At 59.9% G+C, this 20,817-nt stretch carries 15 protein-coding genes; 9 read left to right on the top strand and 6 right to left on the bottom strand.

Going from position 1 to position 20,817, the window contains the following annotated elements:
- Positions 1-268: 268 nt before the first annotated feature.
- From tig to HYE77_RS26075, 6 genes are all read left to right on the top strand, one after another.
- Positions 269-1,579, top strand: a complete 1,311-nt coding sequence (gene tig, locus HYE77_RS26100) for a trigger factor (RefSeq protein WP_003207855.1) — start codon at positions 269-271, stop codon at positions 1,577-1,579.
- Positions 1,580-1,671: 92 nt separating this feature from the next.
- A complete protein-coding gene (gene clpP / locus HYE77_RS26095; protein ID WP_003174822.1) occupies positions 1,672-2,307 on the top strand; it encodes an ATP-dependent Clp endopeptidase proteolytic subunit ClpP in 636 nt (211 codons plus the stop codon).
- 112 nt (positions 2,308-2,419) lie between these two features.
- Entirely contained in the window at positions 2,420-3,703 is a 1,284-nt protein-coding gene (clpX, locus tag HYE77_RS26090) for an ATP-dependent Clp protease ATP-binding subunit ClpX (RefSeq protein ID WP_003207856.1), read from the top strand.
- A gap of 151 nt (positions 3,704-3,854) precedes the next feature.
- Positions 3,855-6,251 (top strand): endopeptidase La, encoded by a 2,397-nt coding sequence (lon, locus tag HYE77_RS26085; RefSeq protein ID WP_003207858.1) that lies wholly within the window; start codon positions 3,855-3,857, stop codon positions 6,249-6,251.
- Positions 6,252-6,397: 146 nt separating this feature from the next.
- Positions 6,398-6,670: an HU family DNA-binding protein gene (locus HYE77_RS26080; RefSeq protein ID WP_003174819.1), complete on the top strand. Its 273-nt coding sequence runs from the start codon at positions 6,398-6,400 to the stop codon at positions 6,668-6,670.
- 230 nt (positions 6,671-6,900) lie between these two features.
- Positions 6,901-8,775 (top strand): SurA N-terminal domain-containing protein, encoded by a 1,875-nt coding sequence (locus HYE77_RS26075; RefSeq protein ID WP_003207860.1) that lies wholly within the window; start codon positions 6,901-6,903, stop codon positions 8,773-8,775.
- A gap of 89 nt (positions 8,776-8,864) precedes the next feature.
- Here the strand turns inward: HYE77_RS26075 and nhaA are convergent, their stop codons facing one another.
- Complete coding sequence (nhaA, locus tag HYE77_RS26070; RefSeq protein WP_177069806.1) at positions 8,865-10,199, bottom strand: Na+/H+ antiporter NhaA; 1,335 nt, start codon at positions 10,197-10,199, stop codon at positions 8,865-8,867.
- A 115-nt stretch (positions 10,200-10,314) separates the two neighbouring features.
- The gene (locus HYE77_RS26065) at positions 10,315-11,493 is read right to left on the bottom strand and encodes an MFS transporter (protein WP_102369539.1); all 1,179 of its coding nucleotides are present in this window, start codon (positions 11,491-11,493) and stop codon (positions 10,315-10,317) included.
- A 127-nt stretch (positions 11,494-11,620) separates the two neighbouring features.
- Between HYE77_RS26065 and HYE77_RS26060 the strand changes: the two genes are divergently transcribed.
- Both HYE77_RS26060 and HYE77_RS26055 read left to right on the top strand, forming a co-directional pair.
- Entirely contained in the window at positions 11,621-12,520 is a 900-nt protein-coding gene (locus tag HYE77_RS26060; protein ID WP_177069805.1) for a LysR family transcriptional regulator, read from the top strand.
- Positions 12,521-12,609: 89 nt separating this feature from the next.
- Complete coding sequence (locus HYE77_RS26055; RefSeq protein ID WP_177069803.1) at positions 12,610-13,449, top strand: DUF2242 domain-containing protein; 840 nt, start codon at positions 12,610-12,612, stop codon at positions 13,447-13,449.
- Here the strand turns inward: HYE77_RS26055 and aceE are convergent, their stop codons facing one another.
- Complete coding sequence (gene aceE / locus HYE77_RS26050; RefSeq protein WP_003207866.1) at positions 13,450-16,119, bottom strand: pyruvate dehydrogenase (acetyl-transferring), homodimeric type; 2,670 nt, start codon at positions 16,117-16,119, stop codon at positions 13,450-13,452.
- A gap of 145 nt (positions 16,120-16,264) precedes the next feature.
- On the opposite strand from aceE, the gene HYE77_RS26045 reads away from it, so the two are divergent.
- Complete coding sequence (locus HYE77_RS26045; RefSeq protein WP_177069800.1) at positions 16,265-16,735, top strand: MarR family winged helix-turn-helix transcriptional regulator; 471 nt, start codon at positions 16,265-16,267, stop codon at positions 16,733-16,735.
- Between the two features lie 144 nt (positions 16,736-16,879).
- Here HYE77_RS26045 and HYE77_RS26040 read toward each other — a convergent pair whose 3' ends face one another.
- From HYE77_RS26040 to HYE77_RS26030, 3 genes are all read right to left on the bottom strand, one after another.
- The gene (locus HYE77_RS26040) at positions 16,880-17,899 is read right to left on the bottom strand and encodes a pyruvate dehydrogenase (RefSeq protein ID WP_134327008.1); all 1,020 of its coding nucleotides are present in this window, start codon (positions 17,897-17,899) and stop codon (positions 16,880-16,882) included.
- Positions 17,900-18,199: 300 nt separating this feature from the next.
- On the bottom strand, positions 18,200-19,234 hold the full coding sequence (locus tag HYE77_RS26035) for an AraC family transcriptional regulator (protein ID WP_008431962.1): 1,035 nt from the start codon (positions 19,232-19,234) through the stop codon (positions 18,200-18,202).
- Positions 19,235-19,238: 4 nt separating this feature from the next.
- Positions 19,239-20,369, bottom strand: a complete 1,131-nt coding sequence (locus HYE77_RS26030; protein ID WP_008431963.1) for a carbon-nitrogen hydrolase family protein — start codon at positions 20,367-20,369, stop codon at positions 19,239-19,241.
- Positions 20,370-20,817 lie beyond the last annotated feature (448 nt).

The following is a 20,817-nucleotide window of genomic DNA, read 5'->3' as shown; positions in this document are numbered from 1 at the left end:
GCTTGCCGGCCTTGTCCGCAGGGTCGGTTGTCAGGGAGATGATTGGCAACCGCTTCTATATATAGAAGGGTTGGCGCAGAGCCCTGGCATGATGGGATGTATTTGCCACCGGGGCGAGCTGCACTCGTGCATTCGCACCTATAAATTGCCTGCTGTTTTTTTACCCGTTTTCAGTAGGGTGACTTCTTGAGTTTGACCCACTAGAATGCATGCCCTTGATTCTGGGGTCGGAAACGGCCAGCTAACGTCTGTGCAACGAGGAATATCCATGCAAGTTTCTGTTGAAAATACTTCTGCTCTTGAGCGCCGCATGAGCATCACCGTGCCGGCCGAGCGCATCGAGACCCAGGTCAACAAGCGTCTGCAGCAGACTGCCCAAAAGGCCAAGATCGCTGGTTTCCGTCCAGGCAAAGTGCCAATGAGCGAAATCAAGCGCCGCTTCGGTGCTGATGCACGTCAGGAAGCTGTAGGTGACGTGATCCAGGCTTCCTTCTACGAAGCCGTTGTCGAGCAGAAGCTGAACCCGGCTGGCTCGCCTTCCATCGAGCCCAAGTCCCTGGAAGCAGGCAAGGATCTGGAATACGTTGCAATCTTCGAAGTGTTCCCTGAGTTCGAAGTTGCCGGTTTCGATTCGATCGCCATCGAGCGCCTGAGCGCTGATGTTGCTGACTCCGACCTGGACAACATGCTGGAAATCCTGCGCAAGCAGAACACCCGTTTTGAAGTGGCCGATCGTGCTGCCCAGAACGAAGACCAGCTGAACATCGATTTCGTAGGCAAGGTTGACGGCGAAGCATTCGCTGGCGGCTCCGCCAAGGGTACTCAGCTGGTGCTGGGTTCCAACCGCATGATTCCTGGTTTCGAAGACGGCCTGGTTGGCGCCAAAGCCGGCGAAGAGCGCGTTCTGAACCTGACTTTCCCGGCTGACTATCAGAACCTGGACTTGGCTGGCAAAACCGCCGAGTTCACCGTGACCGTCAACACCGTTTCCGAGCCCAAGCTGCCAGAACTGAACGAAGAGTTCTTCAACCAGTTCGGCATCAAGGAAACCGGTATCGAAGGTTTCCGCACCGAAGTTCGCAAGAACATGGAGCGTGAACTGCGCCAGGCCATCAAATCCAAGGTCAAGAACCAGGTGATGGACGGTCTGCTGGCTGCCAACCCGATCGAAGTGCCGAAGGCCCTGCTGTCCAACGAAGTTGATCGTCTGCGCGTGCAGGCTGTTCAGCAGTTCGGCGGCAACATCAAGCCTGACCAACTGCCGGCCGAACTGTTCGAAGAACAGGCCAAGCGCCGCGTTGTACTGGGTCTGATCGTGGCTGAAGTGGTCAAGCAATTCGACCTCAAGCCTGACGAAACCCGCGTTCGCGAAATGATCCAGGAAATGGCTTCGGCCTACCAGGAGCCTGAGGCTGTTGTGTCCTGGTACTACAAGAACGACCAGCAGCTGAACGAAGTGCGTTCGGTTGTGCTGGAAGAGCAAGTTGTGGATACTGTTCTGCAGAAGGCTAAGGTGACCGATAAAGCGGTCTCTTACGAAGAAGCAGTCAAGCCGGCTGAAGCAGCACAAGCCGACTGATCGCTCAACTCGTTTGAAAATACACCCATAAGCCAGCCTCGCGCTGGCTTATGCGTATTCAAGACATGACTATTTGGGAGTAACTGCAGAGCATGTTCCGTAATTCGTATATTCAGCAGAACTCTGATATCCAGGCCGCTGGCGGCCTGGTCCCGATGGTTGTCGAGCAATCTGCTCGTGGCGAACGCGCCTATGACATCTACTCGCGCCTGCTCAAGGAGCGAGTGATCTTTCTGGTTGGTCCGGTAGAGGACTACATGGCCAACCTGATCTGTGCGCAGCTGCTGTTCCTTGAAGCGGAAAATCCGGACAAGGACATCCATCTCTACATCAACTCCCCGGGCGGTTCGGTGACAGCGGGCATGTCGATCTACGACACCATGCAGTTCATCAAGCCGAACGTATCGACCACCTGTATCGGTCAGGCGTGCAGCATGGGTGCTTTCCTGCTGACCGCTGGTGCTGAGGGCAAGCGTTACTGCCTGCCGAACTCACGCGTGATGATTCACCAGCCACTGGGCGGTTTCCAGGGCCAGGCATCGGACATCGAAATCCATGCCAAGGAAATCCTCTTCATTCGTGAGCGTCTCAACACGCTGATGGCCAAACATAGCGGGCATACCCTGGAAGAGATCGAGCGCGACACCAACCGTGACAATTTCATGAGCGCCGAAGCGGCTCGTGAATACGGGTTGATCGACGCAGTGATCGAAAAGCGCCCCGCTTAATATAAGCAGCTCAAAATAGGGCTGGTCGGCAGGTCCGACCACCAGTGGACTTGAAAAAGCCCTCAATAGCCTTCATCTTGTGTTGCAAGCCTATCGGATTTGGATCGAACGAATGACTGACACCCGCAACGGCGAGGACAACGGCAAGCTGCTCTATTGCTCCTTCTGTGGCAAAAGCCAGCATGAAGTACGCAAGTTGATTGCCGGCCCCTCGGTCTTTATCTGCGACGAGTGCGTCGACCTGTGCAATGACATCATCCGTGAGGAGGTGCAGGAAGCCCAGGCCGAAAGCAGCGCGCATAAATTGCCTTCGCCTAAAGAAATCAGCGGCATCCTTGATCAGTATGTGATTGGTCAAGAGCGTGCAAAGAAGGTTCTGGCCGTAGCGGTGTACAACCACTACAAGCGTCTGAACCAGCGTGACAAGAAAAGTGACGACGTCGAGCTCGGCAAAAGCAACATCTTGCTGATCGGCCCTACAGGCTCGGGTAAAACCCTGCTTGCAGAGACCCTGGCTCGCCTGCTGAACGTTCCCTTCACCATCGCTGACGCAACCACTCTTACCGAGGCCGGTTACGTAGGTGAAGACGTCGAGAACATCATTCAGAAGCTGCTGCAGAAATGCGACTACGACGTGGAGAAGGCCCAGATGGGCATTGTCTACATCGATGAAATCGACAAGATTTCGCGCAAATCCGACAACCCGTCGATCACCCGGGACGTTTCCGGTGAAGGCGTGCAGCAAGCGCTGTTGAAACTGATCGAAGGCACGGTTGCTTCCGTACCGCCACAAGGCGGCCGCAAGCACCCGCAGCAGGAATTCCTTCAGGTTGATACGCGCAACATCCTGTTCATCTGTGGCGGTGCGTTCTCCGGCCTGGAAAAGGTTATTCAAAACCGTTCCACCCGTGGCGGCATTGGCTTCAGTGCAGAAGTACGCAGCAAGGAAGAAGGCAAGAAAGTCGGTGAATCCCTGCGTGAAGTCGAGCCTGACGATTTGGTCAAGTTCGGTCTGATCCCGGAATTCGTTGGCCGTCTGCCGGTCCTGGCGACGCTGGACGAGCTGGATGAGGCTGCGTTGATGCAGATCCTCACCGAGCCGAAAAACGCCCTGACCAAGCAATACGCCAAGCTGTTCGAGATGGAAGGTGTGGACCTCGAGTTCCGTGCTGACGCGCTCAAATCGGTGGCCAAGCGGGCACTGGAGCGCAAGACCGGCGCCCGTGGTTTGCGCTCGATCCTCGAAGGCGTACTGCTCGACACCATGTACGAAATCCCCTCGCAGTCCGAGGTGAGTAAAGTGGTGATCGACGAAAGCGTTATAGAAGGCAAGTCCAAGCCACTGTATATCTACGAAAACAGTGAGCCGGCTGCCAAGGCTGCGCCAGACGCGTAAGCGCTGCACTGCCGAGCTGTACAAAATAAAGGGGCCTTAAGGGGCCCCTTTGTTTTTACTGCGTTTAACTGATGCCATTACGCTTGTTTTTTTTGCAGGCAGCCCCCATCTTGGTTTCAAGCTTACTTTCATCTGTCATAGAGGCGAAATCATGAAGACAACCATCGAATTGCCTCTCCTGCCGTTGCGTGATGTCGTCGTCTATCCGCACATGGTTATCCCGCTGTTCGTGGGGCGCGAGAAGTCTATCGAAGCCCTCGAGGCCGCGATGACGGGCGACAAGCAGATTCTGCTGCTGGCCCAGAGAAATCCTGCTGACGATGATCCGGGCGAAGATGCCCTGTATCGCGTTGGTACCGTTGCAACTGTCCTGCAACTGCTCAAGCTGCCTGATGGCACCGTCAAGGTGCTGGTGGAAGGCGAGCAGCGCGGTGCGGTCGAGCGCTTCATGGAAGTGGACGGCCACCTGCGTGCCGAAGTGGCGCTGATCGACGAAGTCGACGCCCCTGAGCGCGAATCCGAAGTGTTCGTTCGCAGCCTGCTGTCCCAGTTCGAGCAATACGTGCAACTGGGCAAGAAAGTCCCCGCAGAAGTCCTCTCCTCCCTCAACAGCATTGATGAGCCAAGCCGCCTGGTCGACACCATGGCCGCGCACATGGCGCTGAAAATCGAGCAGAAGCAGGACATTCTCGAGATCATCGATTTGTCGGCCCGGGTCGAACACGTCCTGGCGCTGCTGGATGCCGAAATCGACCTGCTGCAGGTTGAGAAGCGCATTCGCGGCCGTGTCAAAAAGCAAATGGAGCGCAGCCAGCGCGAGTACTACCTGAATGAGCAGATGAAGGCCATTCAGAAAGAGCTGGGCGACAGCGAGGAAGGCCACAACGAAATCGAGGAGCTGAAAAAGCGCATCGATGCCGCCGGCCTGCCGAAAGACGCGTTGACCAAGGCCACTGCCGAGCTGAACAAGCTCAAGCAAATGTCGCCGATGTCGGCCGAAGCCACCGTGGTTCGTTCGTATATCGACTGGCTGGTGCAGGTGCCGTGGAAGGCCCAGACCAAGGTGCGCCTGGACCTGGCCCGCGCCGAAGATATTCTCGACGCCGATCACTACGGCCTCGAAGAAGTCAAGGAACGCATTCTCGAATACCTCGCCGTGCAAAAGCGCGTGAAGAAGATTCGTGGCCCGGTGTTGTGCCTGGTCGGTCCTCCTGGTGTGGGTAAAACCTCGCTGGCGGAGTCGATTGCCCACGCCACCAACCGCAAATTCGTGCGCATGGCCCTGGGCGGTGTGCGTGATGAAGCGGAAATCCGTGGTCATCGCCGGACTTACATCGGTTCGATGCCAGGAAGATTGATTCAAAAGATGACAAAGGTGGGTGTGCGCAACCCGCTGTTCCTGCTCGATGAAATCGACAAGATGGGCAGCGACATGCGTGGCGACCCGGCGTCTGCTTTGCTGGAAGTGCTCGACCCCGAGCAGAACCACAATTTCAACGACCATTACCTGGAAGTCGACTACGACCTGTCCGACGTAATGTTCCTGTGCACCTCCAACTCGATGAATATTCCGCCAGCCTTGCTGGACCGGATGGAGGTGATTCGTCTGCCGGGTTACACCGAAGACGAGAAGATCAACATCGCCGTCAAATACCTCTCGCCCAAGCAGATTGCGGCCAACGGCCTGAAAAAAGGCGAGATCGAATTTGATGCCGACGCGATCCGCGACATCATTCGTTTCTACACCCGCGAGGCCGGTGTACGGGGCCTTGAGCGTCAACTGGCGAAGATCTGCCGCAAGGCCGTGAAGGAACATGCGCTGGAAAAACGCTTCTCGGTGAAGGTCACCGCTGACCTGCTGGAACACTTCCTGGGCGTGCGCAAATTCCGCTACGGCCTGGCTGAGCAGCAGGACCAGGTAGGCCAGGTCACTGGCCTGGCGTGGACCCAGGTGGGCGGCGAATTGCTGACCATCGAGGCCGCCGTGATCCCGGGCAAAGGGCAACTGATCAAGACCGGTTCCCTGGGTGACGTGATGGTTGAATCCATCACCGCCGCGCAGACCGTGGTGCGCAGCCGCGCCAAGAGCCTGGGGATCCCCCTGGACTTCCACGAGAAGCACGACACCCACATCCACATGCCGGAAGGGGCAACGCCGAAAGACGGTCCTAGCGCAGGCGTAGGCATGTGCACGGCACTGGTATCAGCCCTGACCGGCATTCCGGTGCGCGCCGATGTCGCCATGACCGGGGAAATCACCCTGCGTGGCCAGGTACTGGCCATTGGTGGCCTCAAAGAGAAATTGCTGGCTGCACACCGCGGTGGTATCAAGACTGTGATCATTCCTGAAGAGAATGTCCGCGACTTGAAGGAGATTCCTGACAACATCAAGCAGGATCTGCAGATTAAACCGGTTAAATGGATTGACGAGGTCCTGCAAATTGCGCTGCAATACGCGCCGGAGCCCTTGCCGGATGTGGCTCCTGAGATAGTTGCAAAGGATGAAAAACGCGAGACTGACTCTAAGGAAAGAATTAGCACGCATTAATACGTTTAAGCCTGGGGGCTTCCTTGACAGCTTTTTAGAGCCCTTGTTATAAAGCGGCTCTTAAGTGTCTGTAGGCCATTCAGCACTGGTTTTTGCTTTCACCAAAAAACTTAGAATCATACTCAATAGATATAAGGGGACTTAGAGTGAACAAGTCGGAACTGATTGATGCTATCGCTGCATCTGCTGATATCCCGAAAGCCGCTGCTGGCCGTGCGCTGGACGCAGTAATCGAATCCGTCACTGGCGCTCTCAAGGCCGGCGACTCTGTGGTACTGGTTGGTTTCGGTACTTTCTCTGTGACCGATCGTCCAGCTCGCACTGGCCGTAACCCACAGACTGGCAAGGCTCTGCAAATCGCCGCTGCCAAAAAACCAGGTTTCAAAGCCGGTAAAGCCCTGAAAGAAGCCGTTAACTAAGCTTCGCTCAAGCCTTACCCATCCGGGTCGGACGCAGGTCTGACCTGGCAGCGGAGCGGCAGCTGACCCGAGTATCCATCGGGTCGCCACGCCGGGGGTGTGGGTTCAAACCCCCGTCCGCTCCGCCAGTTACGAGAAGGCGCATCCTCGGATGCGCCTTTCTTCTATCCGGACTCTACCCACGCTCCACGGTTGCCTAATTTTGAAGTTCAACCGTTTCTGGGGGACGCATGCTGCAGAATATCAGGGACAATTCACAAGGCTGGATTGCCAAGACCATTATCGGGATCATCGTCGCATTGATGGCGTTCACCGGTATCGAGGCTATTTTTCAGGCTTCGACCAACAACAAGCAGGACGTGGCCAAGGTCAACGGTGAAGAAATCACCCAAAGCGAACTGGGCCAGGCCGTCGACATGCAACGTCGCCAGCTGATGCAACAGCTGGGCAAGGACTTCGATGCTTCCTTGCTGGACGAAAAGCTGCTGCGCGACGCCGCCCTCAAGGGCCTGATCGATCGCAAGCTGCTGCTGCAAGGCGCGGCCGATTCGAAATTCGCTTTCTCCGAAGCTGCGCTGGATCAAGTGATCCTGCAGACGCCGGAATTCCAGGTGGATGGCCAGTTCAACGCTGAGCGTTTCGACCAGGTGATCCGTCAGCTGGGCTACAGCCGTATGCAATTCCGTCAGATGCTGAGCCAGGAAATGCTGATCGGCCAGGTTCGTGCAGGCATTGCCGGCAGCGGTTTTGTGACTGATGCCGAAGTGCTCGCGTTCGCCCGTCTGGAAAAACAGACCCGCGATTTTGCCACCGTCAGCGTCAAGGCCGACCCTGCAGCAGTGAAGATCACTGACGACGAGGTCAAGGCTTACTACGACCAGCACGCCAAGGAGTTCATGACCCCGGACCAGGTGGTCATCGACTATCTGGAGCTGAAGAAGGCTTCCTTCTTCGACCAGGTCGCGGTCAAGGACGATGAGCTGCAAGCCCTCTATCAGAAAGAAACCGCCAACCTCGCTGAACAGCGTCGCGCGGCGCACATCCTGATTGAAGTCAACGACAAGACCACTGACGAGCAGGCCAAGGCCAAGATCGAAGAAATCCAGGCGCGCCTGGCCAAGGGCGAGAAGTTCGAAGCCCTGGCCAAGGAGTTCTCCCAGGATCCGGGTTCTGCGAACAACGGCGGTGACCTCGGTTTCGCTGGCCCTGGCGTCTACGACCCTGCCTTCGAAACAGCGCTGTATGCACTGAACAAGGACCAGGTCTCGGCACCGGTGCGTTCCAGCTTCGGCTGGCACCTGATCAAGCTGTTGGGCGTTGAAGCACCTGAAGTGCCATCGTTCGCCAGCCTGAAAGACAAGCTGACCCGCGAGCTCAAGACCCAGCAGGTTGAACAGCGTTTCGTCGACGCGACCAAGCAACTGGAAGACGCTGCATTCGAAGCTTCCGACCTGGCCCAGCCGGCGTCGGATCTGAAGCTGACCGTGCACACCTCCGCGCCGTTTGGCCGTGAAGGTGGCGAAGGCATCGCTGCCAACCGTGCCGTGGTGACCGCTGCATTCAGCCCTGAAGTACTGGATGAGGGTGCCAACAGCACCGCCATCGAGCTGGACCCGGAAACCATCGTGGTACTGCGTGCCAAAGAGCACCTGAAGCCTACCCAGCTGCCGCTGGAAAGCGTTGCCACTGCCATCCGTGCCCAGTTGACCAAGGAGCGCGCGAGCGCTGCGGCGAAGACTCACGCGGACGAGCTGATTGCCAACCTGCGTGATGGCAAGACCCCGCTGAACCAGCCGGTGGATGGCCAGGCCTGGAAAGTCACCGAAGCGGCCACCCGTGGCCAGGAAGGCGTCGAGCCAGCCGTGCTGCAAGCCCTGTTCCGCATGCCAAAGCCTGCGGCCAAGGACAAGCCGACCTTCACCAGCGTGACACTGCCAGACGGTAGCCTGGTGATCGTGCGCTTGAACGCGGTCAATGAAGCCGCTGCACCGACCGATGACGAGAAGGCTCAGTACCGCCGCTTCCTCGCGTCCCGTGTCGGCCAGCAAGACTTCGCCGCCTATCGCAAGCAGTTGGAAACCAAGGCTGAGATCAAGAAGTTCTGATCTCGTAACAGCCTGAATAAAAAGACCCCGGCCTGAAGAGGCCGGGGTCTTTTTTTATCCACTAATCAGCTGACTCAACCAGTCTTGATTCAACGCGCAAACTTGAGCTTGCCCCAACTCAGGCCAATCACAGCCGCCAGGGTCGAAGCGCTCAGCACACTCAGCTTGGCAGCCGACAGCAGCGTCGGATCGGAGAAGGCCAGCGACGAGATGAAAATCGACATGGTGAAACCAATTCCCGCCAGCAGGCCCACCAGGGCGACGCCGTTCCAGGTCACGCCCTCCGGCAGTTGGCAGATGTTCAGTTTGACCAGCACCACGCTCGCCAGCATCACGCCCAGCGGCTTGCCGAGCACCAGGGCCAGGATGACCCCCATGAACACGCCGTGGGGCAGTGGATCGTCCAGGTTGAACCCTTGCAGGCTCACTCCGGCGTTGGCCAGGGCAAACAGTGGCATGACGCCAAAGGCCACCCAGGGGTGCAAGCCCGCTTGAATACGTTGCACCGGCGGCAGCATTTCCCGCTGGGCCTGTCTCAATTGCTTCAACGGTTTGGCGACTTGATGGGCACTTTCAGCCGATTGTGAAAGCCGCTCCATCAGCTCGTTGAACGTGCGCCCGATGGTGTCCAGAGGGCGTTCCCGGGTGGGCCTGGACGTGACGGGTGTCATCATGCCCAGCATCACGCCGGCAAGCGTAGGATGCACGCCGGTCTTGAGCAGCCCAAACCAGACAATCGCCCCCGGCAACAGGTACACCACCGCCTTGCCAATTCCCATCCGCTGAAAAACCAGCACCAGCGCCAGCCCGCAGGCCGCGATCACCAGGCCCATGTAGTCCAGGCTGGCGGTATAGAAAATCGCGATGATCAGGATGGCGACGATGTCATCAATGATCGCCAGCGCCAGCAGCAGGATGCGCACGCCGGCGGGGATGGATTTACCCAACAGCGCCAGCACGCCCACGGCAAATGCAATGTCGGTGGCAGTGGGCACTGCCCAGCCACTGGCCGCGACCGTGCCATGGTTGAGCAGGGTGTAAATCAGCGCCGGCATCAGCACGCCACCCAGTGCCGCGCCGAGGGGCAGGGTGGCCAGTTTCAGGTTGGCGAGTGCGCCGTCCCTGATCTCCTGGCGAATCTCGGCGCCCACCACCAGGAAGAAGATGGTCATCAGCCCATCGTTCACCAGGAAGTGCAACGAGCGCGAGACTGTGAAGTCTCCCAGCCCGATAGTGAGTGGGGTGTTCCAGAAGTGTTCGTAGGAATCTGCGACGGGGCTGTTGGCCCAGACCAGCGCGACGATCGCTGCCAGCAGCAACACGATACCGCTGACTGCTTCGATCCTTGAAAACCGCTCCAATGCGGACAGGGCGCCTTCGACCAGAACCTGGGGGCGCGGAATAGCAGGGTGTTTATCAGGCACGACAAGTCTCCATTGGCGGCCCGACCAATGCTTATCCTTTAACCTGCGCTGTGCCGTATGCAGCAGCGCACCCGGTGCGATCATAAGAGTTAAGAAACATCACGTCACGTTTCGTTTAAACATCGGTTAAACGCAGCGTCGCGATCAGCGCCAGTACGACCAACGCGGCGACCGCCCATGGAAACGATGTCACTCCCCACCCTTGCAACAACATGCCGCCGAGTAGTCCGCCACCGGCGATGCCCAGGTTCCACACCGTCACCAGCATCGACTGTGCGGCATCGGCTGAATCCCCGGCCGACTTGGCCAGCGCCGTTTGCAGCAATGCCGGCAAACCGCCAAACGCCAGCCCCCATAAGGCCACCGTGGTGTAGATCACCGTCGCCGAGGTGATCCAGAACGCCAGCGCCAGGGCCGACAGCGCGAACATTGCGCAGCTGATCACCAATAACGCGCGCAGTCGCTGATCAATCAGCGCGCCGACGATCCAGATACCCAGCAGCGCCGCCAGGCCGAACACCAGCAGCACCTGGTCGATGTCCGCTGCAATCCCGGCAGGTACCAGGAACGGCGCGATATAGGTGTAGAGAATGTTATGAGCCAGCACGTAGGTGAAAGTCACAAACAGCACCGGACGAATCCCTGGCAGTGCCAGCACCTGGCGCAGCCCCAGGCGTTTTTCCGCCTGTTGCCCGGCAAAGTCCGGGACCTGCCAGCGCACCCAGGCCAGCAGCACAACCGTCAGGCCGGACATGATCGCGAAGCTCAGGCGCCAGCCCACCGTGGTGCCCAGGAATGTCCCGGCCGGTACACCCAGTGACAGCGCCAATGGCGCGCCGAGCATGGCCACGGCAATGGCCCTGCCTTGCAGGTGCGGCGCAACCATGCGGCTGGCATAACCGGCCAGCAGCGCCCAGAGCAATCCCGCGAACACCCCGGCGAAGAACCTGGCCACCAGGGTCAGCAGGTAATCGCTGGAAAACGCCGTCACACTGTTGACCAAGGCAAACCCGCCGATGGCAATCATCAGCAATGGCCGCCGGCGCCAGCCCCGGGTGGCGATGGTCAGGGGAATCGCGGCCAACAGCGAGCCCAGGGCGTACAGGGTCACCAACTGGCCCACCAACGCTTCGGGCACCCCGAGGCCGGCGCCCATTTGCGGGAGCAAGCCCGCCGGCATGGCTTCGGTGAGGATAGTGATGAAACCGGCGGTAGCCAATGCCAACAGACCGCCCAGAGGCAGTCGTTCACGGCTCACCGTGGGGGTCGTGGAAGATAGGGCGCTGTCGCTCATGTTTTTTGGCTCCGGTTTTCAGACGAAAGGGCAGGGAGCCAGAGTAGGGTGCTGCACGGTGGAGAAAAACAGGCTAAGGTTCCGAACTTATCGGACGCCAATGTCCGCAATCCTCGGGAGCGAGACGATGGACAGCCTGGGCAGTATTACAGTGTTTGTGCAGGTGGCCGAAACCCGCAGCTTTACCGAGGCCGGGCGCATGCTGGGGGTGTCGTCCTCGGCGATTGGCAAAAGCATCGCGCGCATCGAAGAGCGCCTGGGGGTGCGGCTGTTCCATCGCAGCACCCGCAGTATCACGTTGACCAGCGAGGGCGCACTGTTTCTCGAACGCTCCCGGCGCATCCTGGCGGAAGTCGAAGCCGCAGAACAGGAACTGAGCCAGGCATCCGCCACCCCCAGAGGCAAGTTGCGCGTCAGCCTGCCGCAAGTGCGCGGCTTGTTGATGCCGGTACTGACGGATTTCATGCGCGCCTATCCCGAGATCGAGCTGGACGTGGACTTCTCCGACCGCATGGTGGATGTGATCGAGGAGGGTTTCGACGCGGTGATCCGCACCGGCAAACCCGAGGACTCACGCTTGATGGCGCGCCACCTCGGGTATTACCGCCTGGTGCTGGTGGCGTCCCCAGAGTACCTGCGCCTGCACGGTACGCCGCGCCAGCCCCGGGATTTGAGCGACCACGCCTGCCTGCGCCACAAATTCTGCGCCACCGGCAAGCTGGAAACCTGGCCACTGCGCCCGGAGCCGGGCCTGCCGGAGCCGACCCTGCGTGCGCCGCTGGTCTCCACCACCATCGAATCACTGATGCACGTGGCCCATGAAGGCCTGGGGATTGCCTGCCTGCCAGACTTCATGGTCCGCGAATCGGTGGAGCAGGGCCGGCTGCAACGGGTGCTGGACTATTACCTGGAGCACAGCGGCAGCTTCTGGATGCTCTGGCCATCAAGTCGCCATGCCTCGGCGAAATTGCGCGTGTTTATCGACCATATGGGCGAGCGGCTTTTTCCTGCGGACACCGTCCCGTAAGGCTGTGACGTTTTACCGACAGGAATTCGCGCGCCGAGGCCACGTTCTGTTGCACAATACCGCCCTGACTGTTTTCCTCAGGATTTTCGATGTCGACATCATTTCACTTGCGTAGCCTCGGGTTGGCGCTGGTGCTGGCGGGCGCTGCGGGCTGCTCGTCACCCAAGACCGCTATTTATGAACATGAGAACTTCGACGACTCCGGCACGTTTTCCCGTGATTACCCGGTCAGTGACACGGCGGCCTGCGAAGCGGCGCGGCGTGCGCTGTTGAGCCAGGGTTACATCATCACCAGCAGCGATCCAAAGCTGGTGGCGGGTAACAAGAGCTTCCAGCAGACCGGCGAAACTCACCTGCAGATCAGCTTCAACGTGGTGTGTGCCGACGATGGCAGCGGCAATCATCACTCGACGATGTTCGCCAACGCCTTGCAGGATCGCTACGCCTTGAAGAAGGTCAACAACTCCGCCAGCCTCGGTGTGGGTGTGTTGGGTTCGGTGTCGATGCCGATTGGCTCCACCGACGACTCCATGGTCAAGGTGGCCAGCGAGACGGTGTCTGCGCCGAAATTTTATGAGCGTTATTTCGCCCTGGTGGACGTTTTCCTGCCCCAGGAAGTGAAAAAGGCAGCGCATATTCCAGAGAAACCCAAGGCTGACCTGGGCATCCCGGAACCTAAGGCAGCTCCGGCGGCCGATAAGGCCGATAAGGTTGAAGCGCCGAAAGAAGTGCCAAAAGAAGCGCCAGCCACACCGGCAGCCCCAGTGACACCGGCGGTGGTGCCAGCGGCATCGGAGTCGGTAGTACCACCGGCGGAACCTGCGCCGATTGCACCAAAGGAAGCCCCGGCACCTGCGCCAGAGGCCACCACTCCTGCGCCGCCGGCGCCGACCGAAGCGATTCCGCCTCTGCCGACGCCTGCACAGTAACTACACCGCTACGGGGTTGGCCTTGTCGACGTTGATCCCGTAGCGGCTGATCGCCTCCGCCACCCTGGCGCGGCTGATCAGGCCGTCATCCGCCAGCGCCTTCAAGGCCGCCAGGGCAATGAAATACCGGTCCACCTCGAAGAACTCGCGCAAGGTTTCGCGGGTATCCGATTGCCCGAAGCCATCGGTGCCCAGCGCCACAAAGCGCCGGCCCGGTACAAACGGGCGAATCTGATCGGCAAAGATTTTCATGTAGTCGGTGGCGACCACCACGGGCCCAGGCTGGCCCTCAAGGCACTGCTCGACATAGCTGGTACGCGGTTCGCTTTCAGGATGCAGCAGGTTCCAGCGCTCCACGGCATGGCCTTCCCGGCGCAGCTCGGTCAGGCTGGTGACACTCCACACATCGCTGGCCACGGCAAAATCATCGCGCAGCAGGTCCGCGGCGGCGATGACTTCCCGCAGGATCGAACCGCTGCCCATCAGCTGTACCCGTGGTTGCGTGGTGTCTTCAGCCGCCTTCAACCGATACATACCCTTGAGAATCCCGTCCTCGACGCCTTCGGGCATCGCCGGGTGCGGGTAGTTTTCGTTGAGCAGGGTGATGTAGTAGTAGATGTCCTCTTGCTCGACGTACATCCGGCGCATGCCTTCGCGAATGATCACCGCCAGCTCGAAGGCAAACGTCGGATCGTACGAAATGCAGCACGGGATCACCGACGACAGCACATGGCTGTGGCCATCGTCATGCTGCAGGCCTTCGCCCATCAGCGTGGTGCGCCCGGCCGTCGCCCCCAGCAGAAAGCCCCGCGCCCGTGCATCACCTGCGGCCCAGGCCAGGTCGCCGACCCGCTGGAAGCCGAACATCGAATAGAAAATGTAGAACGGTACGGTCATCAAGCCGTGGTTGGCGTAGGACGTACTTGCTGCGATCCACGAGGAAATGGCGCCGGATTCATTCAGGCCTTCCTGCATGATCTGTCCGTCCTTGCTCTCCTTGTAGTAGGACAGCTGGCCGGCATCTTGTGGGGTGTAGAGCTGGCCGACGGCGGAGTGAATGCCGATCTGGCGGAACAGGCTTTCCATGCCAAAGGTGCGGGACTCGTCCGGCACGATGGGCACGATCAGTTTGCCCAGGTTCGGGTCCTTGAGCAGGGTGCCGAGGATGCGCACAAAGGCCATGGTGGTGGAGATCGCGCGTTCGCCGGTGTCCTTGAGCTGGGTGGCGAAGGCATCCAGTTCCGGGATCTTCAGCGACTCGACCGCGCTATGGCGAGCCGGCACGTAGCCGCCCAGTGACTGGCGGCGGGCGGCGAAATAGCGGGCCTCTTCGCTGTCGGCGGCCGGTTTGAGATACGGGATTTCAGCCAGTTGGTCGTCGGCCACTTCCAGCCCGAAGCGATCGCGGAAGGCTTTGACGGCTTCAGCGCCCATCTTTTTCAGCTGGTGGTTGATGTTCTGGCCTTCGCCGGCCTCGCCCATGCCGAAGCCCTTGACGGTTTTCGCCAGGATCACCGTCGGCTGGCCGCTGTGACGCACGGCGGCGGCATAGGCGTTGTAGACCTTGTCCGGGTCATGGCCGCCCCGTGAGAGTTTCCAGATATCGTCGTCGGACATGTCTGCCACCAGCGCCAGCAACTCCGGGTATTTGCCGAAGAAGTGTTCCCGCACGTAGGCGCCGTTTTGTGATTTGTAGTTTTGATAGTCGCCGTCCACGCACTCCATCATGCGCTGGCGCAGCAAGCCGCTTTTATCCTTTTCCAGCAGCGCATCCCAGCCGCCGCCCCAGATTACCTTGATCACGTTCCAGCCGGCGGCGCGGTACAGGCTTTCGAACTCCTGGATCACCTTGGCATTGCCGCGCACCGGCCCATCCAGGCGTTGCAGGTTGCAGTTGACCACGAAGATCAGGTTGTCGAGCTTCTCGCGCCCGGCCAGGGAAATGGCTGCCAGGGATTCCGGCTGATCCATCTCGCCATCACCGAGGAACGCCCACACCTTGCGGCCCTGGTGCTGCTTGAGGTCGCGGAACTCCAGGTAGCGCATGAAGCGCGCCTGATACGCGGCGGTAATCGGTCCGAGGCCCATGGAAACCGTAGGAAACTGCCAGAAGTCCGGCATCAGGCGAGGGTGCGGATAGGATGACAAACCGTCGCCACCGGCTTCCCGGCGGAAGTTGTCCAGCTGCGCTTCGCTGATCCGGCCTTCGAGGTACGCCCGCCCGTAAATGCCCGGCGCGGAGTGGCCCTGGATGTACACCAGGTCGCCATCGAAGCTTTCAGTTCGGCCACGGAAGAAATGGTCGAAGCCTACGTCATACAGCACCGCAGCCGACGCATAGGTTGCGATATGCCCGCCCACGCCGGAATGTTTGCCCGCGCGCAGCACCATGGCCATGGCGTTCCAGCGAATAAACGCATTCAGCCGGCGCTCGGTGGCCAGGTTGCCGGGGTAGGGCAACTGGCGGTCTACCGGGATGGTGTTGACGTACGGGGTGGTCACCCGCCCGTAGAAGTCGCCATGCCGCGCCACGTCGAAATCCAGCAACTGATCAATCAGGTAATGCGCGCGCGGGCGGCCTTCGGTGGACAGCACCGATTCGATGGACTCCAGCCATTCGCGGGTTTCCTGTGGATCGTCGTCGAGGCGTACTGCAGTGTTCGGGGTCATGTCAGGCTCCAGGGTGGACGGGTTTCAGCGTGTGGGCTCCTTGTGGGAGCTTTGCGAATGTAGTTGCAATTGCAACTACATGGCTGAATCTAGCGCGGGATGAGCTACTATTGCAACCTTCTTGAAATTCCCCGGATGGTGTTGCATGTCGTCGAAAGAGCCTGATGTCTGGTTCCGTTTTGTTCGGGCCCACAGGACGGTCATCCGTGAAATCGAACGGCGCCTGGCCGATGCCGGTCTGCCGCCGTATGCCTGGTACGACGCTTTGTGGGGCCTGGAAAGTGGCCCCGATGGCACCCGGCGCATGCACGAATTGGCCGATGTGCTGGCCATCGAACGCTACAACCTGACGCGCCTGGTCGACCGCCTGGAAAAGGACGGCCTGGTGGTGCGTTCGCGCTCCGACGGTGACGGGCGTGCTGCCTTTGTCTCGATCACCGACGCGGGCCGGGTATTGCGTAAAAAGATGTGGAAAATCTACGAAAGCAGCGTGGATGAATTGTTTTTGTCGCAGCTCGACAGCGAGCAACGCCGGGTTTTTGCCGAGGCATTGGAACGTACCGCGGGGCTGGCGATGGAGGCGGGCGTGCAGACCCGTGGGCGGCGTAAGCCCTGAAGCAAATATTCCAGACGACGCGGATTCCGTGTGGGAGCGGGCTTGCTCGCGAAAGCGGTGTGTCAGCAACAGTAATATCAACAGGCACACCGTCTTCGCGAGCAAGCCCGCTCCCACATTTGATCTGCGATGGATTGCAGATCGTCATTTCAGGTGATATCGATTCAGGGCGGTCTCCACCTGTTCTGCTTCGATCCAGCCGTCATCCGCCAACGCCTTCAATGCCAGCACCGCTACCCAATATCGACTGGGTGCTGACGTTTCCACGGAGCCCGCACCCAACGCTACAAAACGCGCATCCACATGCCCTGCCAACTGGTCAACGATAGGCTGCGGATACCCGGTGACCGCGACCACCGGCGCGCCATCCCCAGCCAGGCAATCCCTTAGATGACAACTGCGCTTCGGTTCCAACGGGTGCAGGCGGTTCCAGCGTTGCGCCGCATTCGCTTCGCGGGCCAGCCGTGTATAGCTGGGGCAACTCCACAGTTGCGCCTCGACGTTCCAATCCGTCTCGAGCAACTGCGCGGCGTGCACGACTTCTTCAAACGCTCGACCCGCACCCAGCAACCGCACCCTCAATTCACTGGTGTATGAGCGCCGGACCCGGTACATGCCCCTGAGCGCATGCTCACTATCCTGCGGGCTCAGCCCTGGCCCTTCGTGTTGATCGTGCAGTGCCAGGTAGTAGAACCCCGGCTCGCCGTCGACATACAGCGCCTGCAAACCCGCCAGCACAATCGCCCGGGCTTCCTCGCCGGAGGCCGGGTCATAAGGTGTGCAGTGAGGATTGCTGGCCAGCCATAAGGGCAGTGAAGGGGAGGGCTGGGTTGCATTGTCGTTGCACAGGATGCCCCGCTGACGGGTCTCGCCGGACAGCGCGCGCAACTGCGCCGATGACGCGGCCGTGTGCAGGTACAGCATGGGTTTTTCCCCGGTATTGCGCGCGAACCAGGTGGGCCAGCTCACCACTCGGCGTGAGCGCGACTGGCCGCGAATCACCCACGCCTGCCGGCTGGACTCCAGGGTGTTGGCCATGGTCATCACGCTATACAGGGGCGAGCAGCGGGGCTGCTGCGTTGCATTCAGGGCGTCGATGCAGATCAGGGCAGAGCGTTCGGTGCTGGCAGTCATGAGCAGGGTCGCTTGGCAACGGGTGCCCATACCCTAAAGGAATTCGGCTTACGATTGCAATTGCAATGATTGCAGTTGCATCTAAAATTCATCCGGCTAAATCAAGGCAATCCTGCTACGTTTAATCCTGAAGTGCAGGAACGTCATGCCACGGACATTTTTTCGTCATGACGGCACTTTAGGCTGGTTGTGCAGGTCACTAAGCAACCCCTTTTCATAAAACAAGGAGTCAACCATGGACGATTACCAGGAAGAATTGCTCGAGTACCACGCCTTTGAACTGGATCCGCTGGATCCGGCCGATGATGCCACCGAGCTGTAAGACAGACGTCAGGCGGAATGCCGCTGACTGCGGCGAAATTCCCCTGGGGTCTGGCTGTTCCAGCGCTTGAACGCCCGTTGAAAGGCTTCCGCTGAAGCAAAACCGAGCAAATAGGCAATTTCACCGAACGCCAGTTCGGTATCGCGAATGTAGGTCATGGCCAGGTCGCGGCGAGTGTCGTTGAGAATCGCCCGGAACTGAGTCCCTTCTTCCGCCAGCTTGCGCCGCAGGGTCCAGGTCGGCAGTTTCAAGCGTGACGCCACTTCTTCCAGGTCGGGTTCCCGGCCACCATTGAGCATCGGCCCGAGCAAGCGGGTAATGCGCTCGCGCAGGCTGCGGGTGCGCGTCAACTGCTCCAGTTCCCGTTCACACAACTGCACCAGTAATTGCCAGGTACTCGGGCAGTGTTCCGGGTTGCGCAGGGCCAGGGTTTTCTGGCTCAGGCGCAGTTGGTTGTGCTCGGCGCCAAACTGGATCGGGCAGTCCCCCAGCACGCTGTAGCGCTCGCTGTAGTCCGGTGCTTCGAATTCGATTTCGATGCGTTGCGCCTGCACCGGTTGCAGGCTCAGGCTCGACAACTGATGCAGCCACCCGGCGATGATCGAATCCACCACAAAGCGGTTGTAGGCGTTGTAGGGGCTAATGGAATAGAAGCGCAACCAGGCGCCATCCGTGTCCTCGTGAAAGCTCGACTGGCCGCGATAGTTGGAGCCGTACAAGGCTTCGAAGCGCGTCAGGGTACGGGCGGCTTCGCGCACGGTGGGCGCCTGGGCGGCGGTGACCCCGGCGAGCCCGGCCTGGCTCAGGCGGCTGAGCTGGCCCATGCGCAGGCCCAGGCTGGCATCGCCGGTCAACTGGATGGCCGCAAAGCCCAGGCGCATATAGCGCGGGATCGACAAGCGTGCACCCGCCTCGGCCAGGCGTGCCGGGTCAAGGCCGTATTGCAGCAGCAACGGTTGCGGGTCCAGGCCATGGCTGTGGATCGCATCGGCCAAGGTGTGGACGAAGCCCACCGACAAATCCCCAAGCCGCACCGGCTTCATTGAGTTACAGCCACACGTTCAGCAGGCGCGCGCCACGGGCATTGCCGTCGGCGAACACCTGGCCGTTGCTGCTGAGGAAGCTTTGCCCGGCGCTGCCCATGTCAAAGAACTGCCCGCGCAGGAACACGCTCATGCCGGCGGTGGCCTGGCTGATGGGTTGCTGGCTGATCAGGGTCAGGCGGTGCCAGGCTTCGCCTTCGCTGAGCTCTTCGGGCTTGAGGCTGATCTCGGCTGGCGTCGACACGCTTTTGAAGCCGCGCCACGGCTTGTCCCAGGTCTCGCGGCCAATCACGAAGGCCGGCACCGCCACCAACTGGGCGCCTTGCTCGTTGAGCTTGCGGTAGTTGTCCGGGTACCAGCTGTCGCTGCCGATCAGGATGCCCAGGCGCCCGGCCGGGGTATCGACCACGCTGACGCTGTTTTCATCGCCCGGCTCAATAAAACCGCGCTCGTCAAAAATCGGATACAGCTGGCGTTGCGGCTGGCCCAGCGGCAAGCCATCGCGGTCGAAGACCACACTGGTGTTGTACAGCGCGCCATGGCCGATCTGCAGCTGGCCCTGGTTGACGCTCGGGTTGGGCAGGGCAATGGAGCCGGCCACCAGGGTCACGCCGAATTCCTTGGCCAGGCCACCGAACAGCACTTGATAGTCGCGGGCCATGGCCGGGGCCTTCATACGCAGGTAGGCGTCGTCGATACGGTCGTCACCCTTGGCGCTGATCAAGGCCCGCAGGAACAGCAGCGGGTTGCTCGCCGACAACCAGTTCATCGCTTCCTTGAGGTTGGTGGCCTGGTACAGCTCGTTCTTTTCGCCGCTGACCATCAGCCAGGTGCCGATATGTTCCGGCAGTACCACGATGGTCTTGTCGTTGATCAGGCCCTGGTCACGGGCGTTTTGCAGATAGGCCGCCAGCTTGAGGTGCAGGCGTTCCAGGCTCTGGTAGTCGGCGGGGAACAGTTCCGGCTGGATGCCCAACAGGTTGCCGCGGTCGGCGGGCACGCCCTGGTCGACGGCCAGGTTGATCCGCAGGTCGGACAGGTAATGGCCCACGGGGCGCTCCTGGGTCCAGACCAGATAGGCGGAAACGGCGGCGACCAGGGCCATGATGAGGGTAAAGCCAAGAAGTTTACGCATGGGGCAAATGACAACGGACCGTGTGCTGGGTTTGCATTTTCTCTCAAATTTCTGGGCTGGGTACGAAAAACCGTGGTTTGGCACGAAAATCTCAAAAGCCTTGAGTGCGTGTTTTCGCCGCGGGCCGGATCTTTCCAGGGTCGACAGTAACGGGTTGTGACCACAGGTGCACGCGCGCTGGTCAATGCCGTGGGATGTTACTCGTGCGCGCACCAGCTTCTGGCAGATTGTTACTTTGTGCCTCAATACCGTGCGCAAGTTCCTCGCCAAGGTTGATTCGCGCGATGGGTTCGCGGAGGGCTGGCCGCGCAACTCAGGTGTTTCAGCGCCTTACAGGCCTCTCTGTTCAACGACGCGTCGAGTTGGCAACAACCTTGCATATGCTTGTATGTACAAGTAAAGATGTGTGCGTAAGAGTCCATGAACATCCTCTTCGCACCCATCAATG

It is taken from the genome of Pseudomonas sp. IPO3774 (assembly GCF_013386835.1).
Lineage (GTDB): Bacteria > Pseudomonadota > Gammaproteobacteria > Pseudomonadales > Pseudomonadaceae > Aquipseudomonas.
Note: the sequence above shows the minus strand (reverse complement) of the source record. Positions and strands in the feature narration are given on the sequence as shown.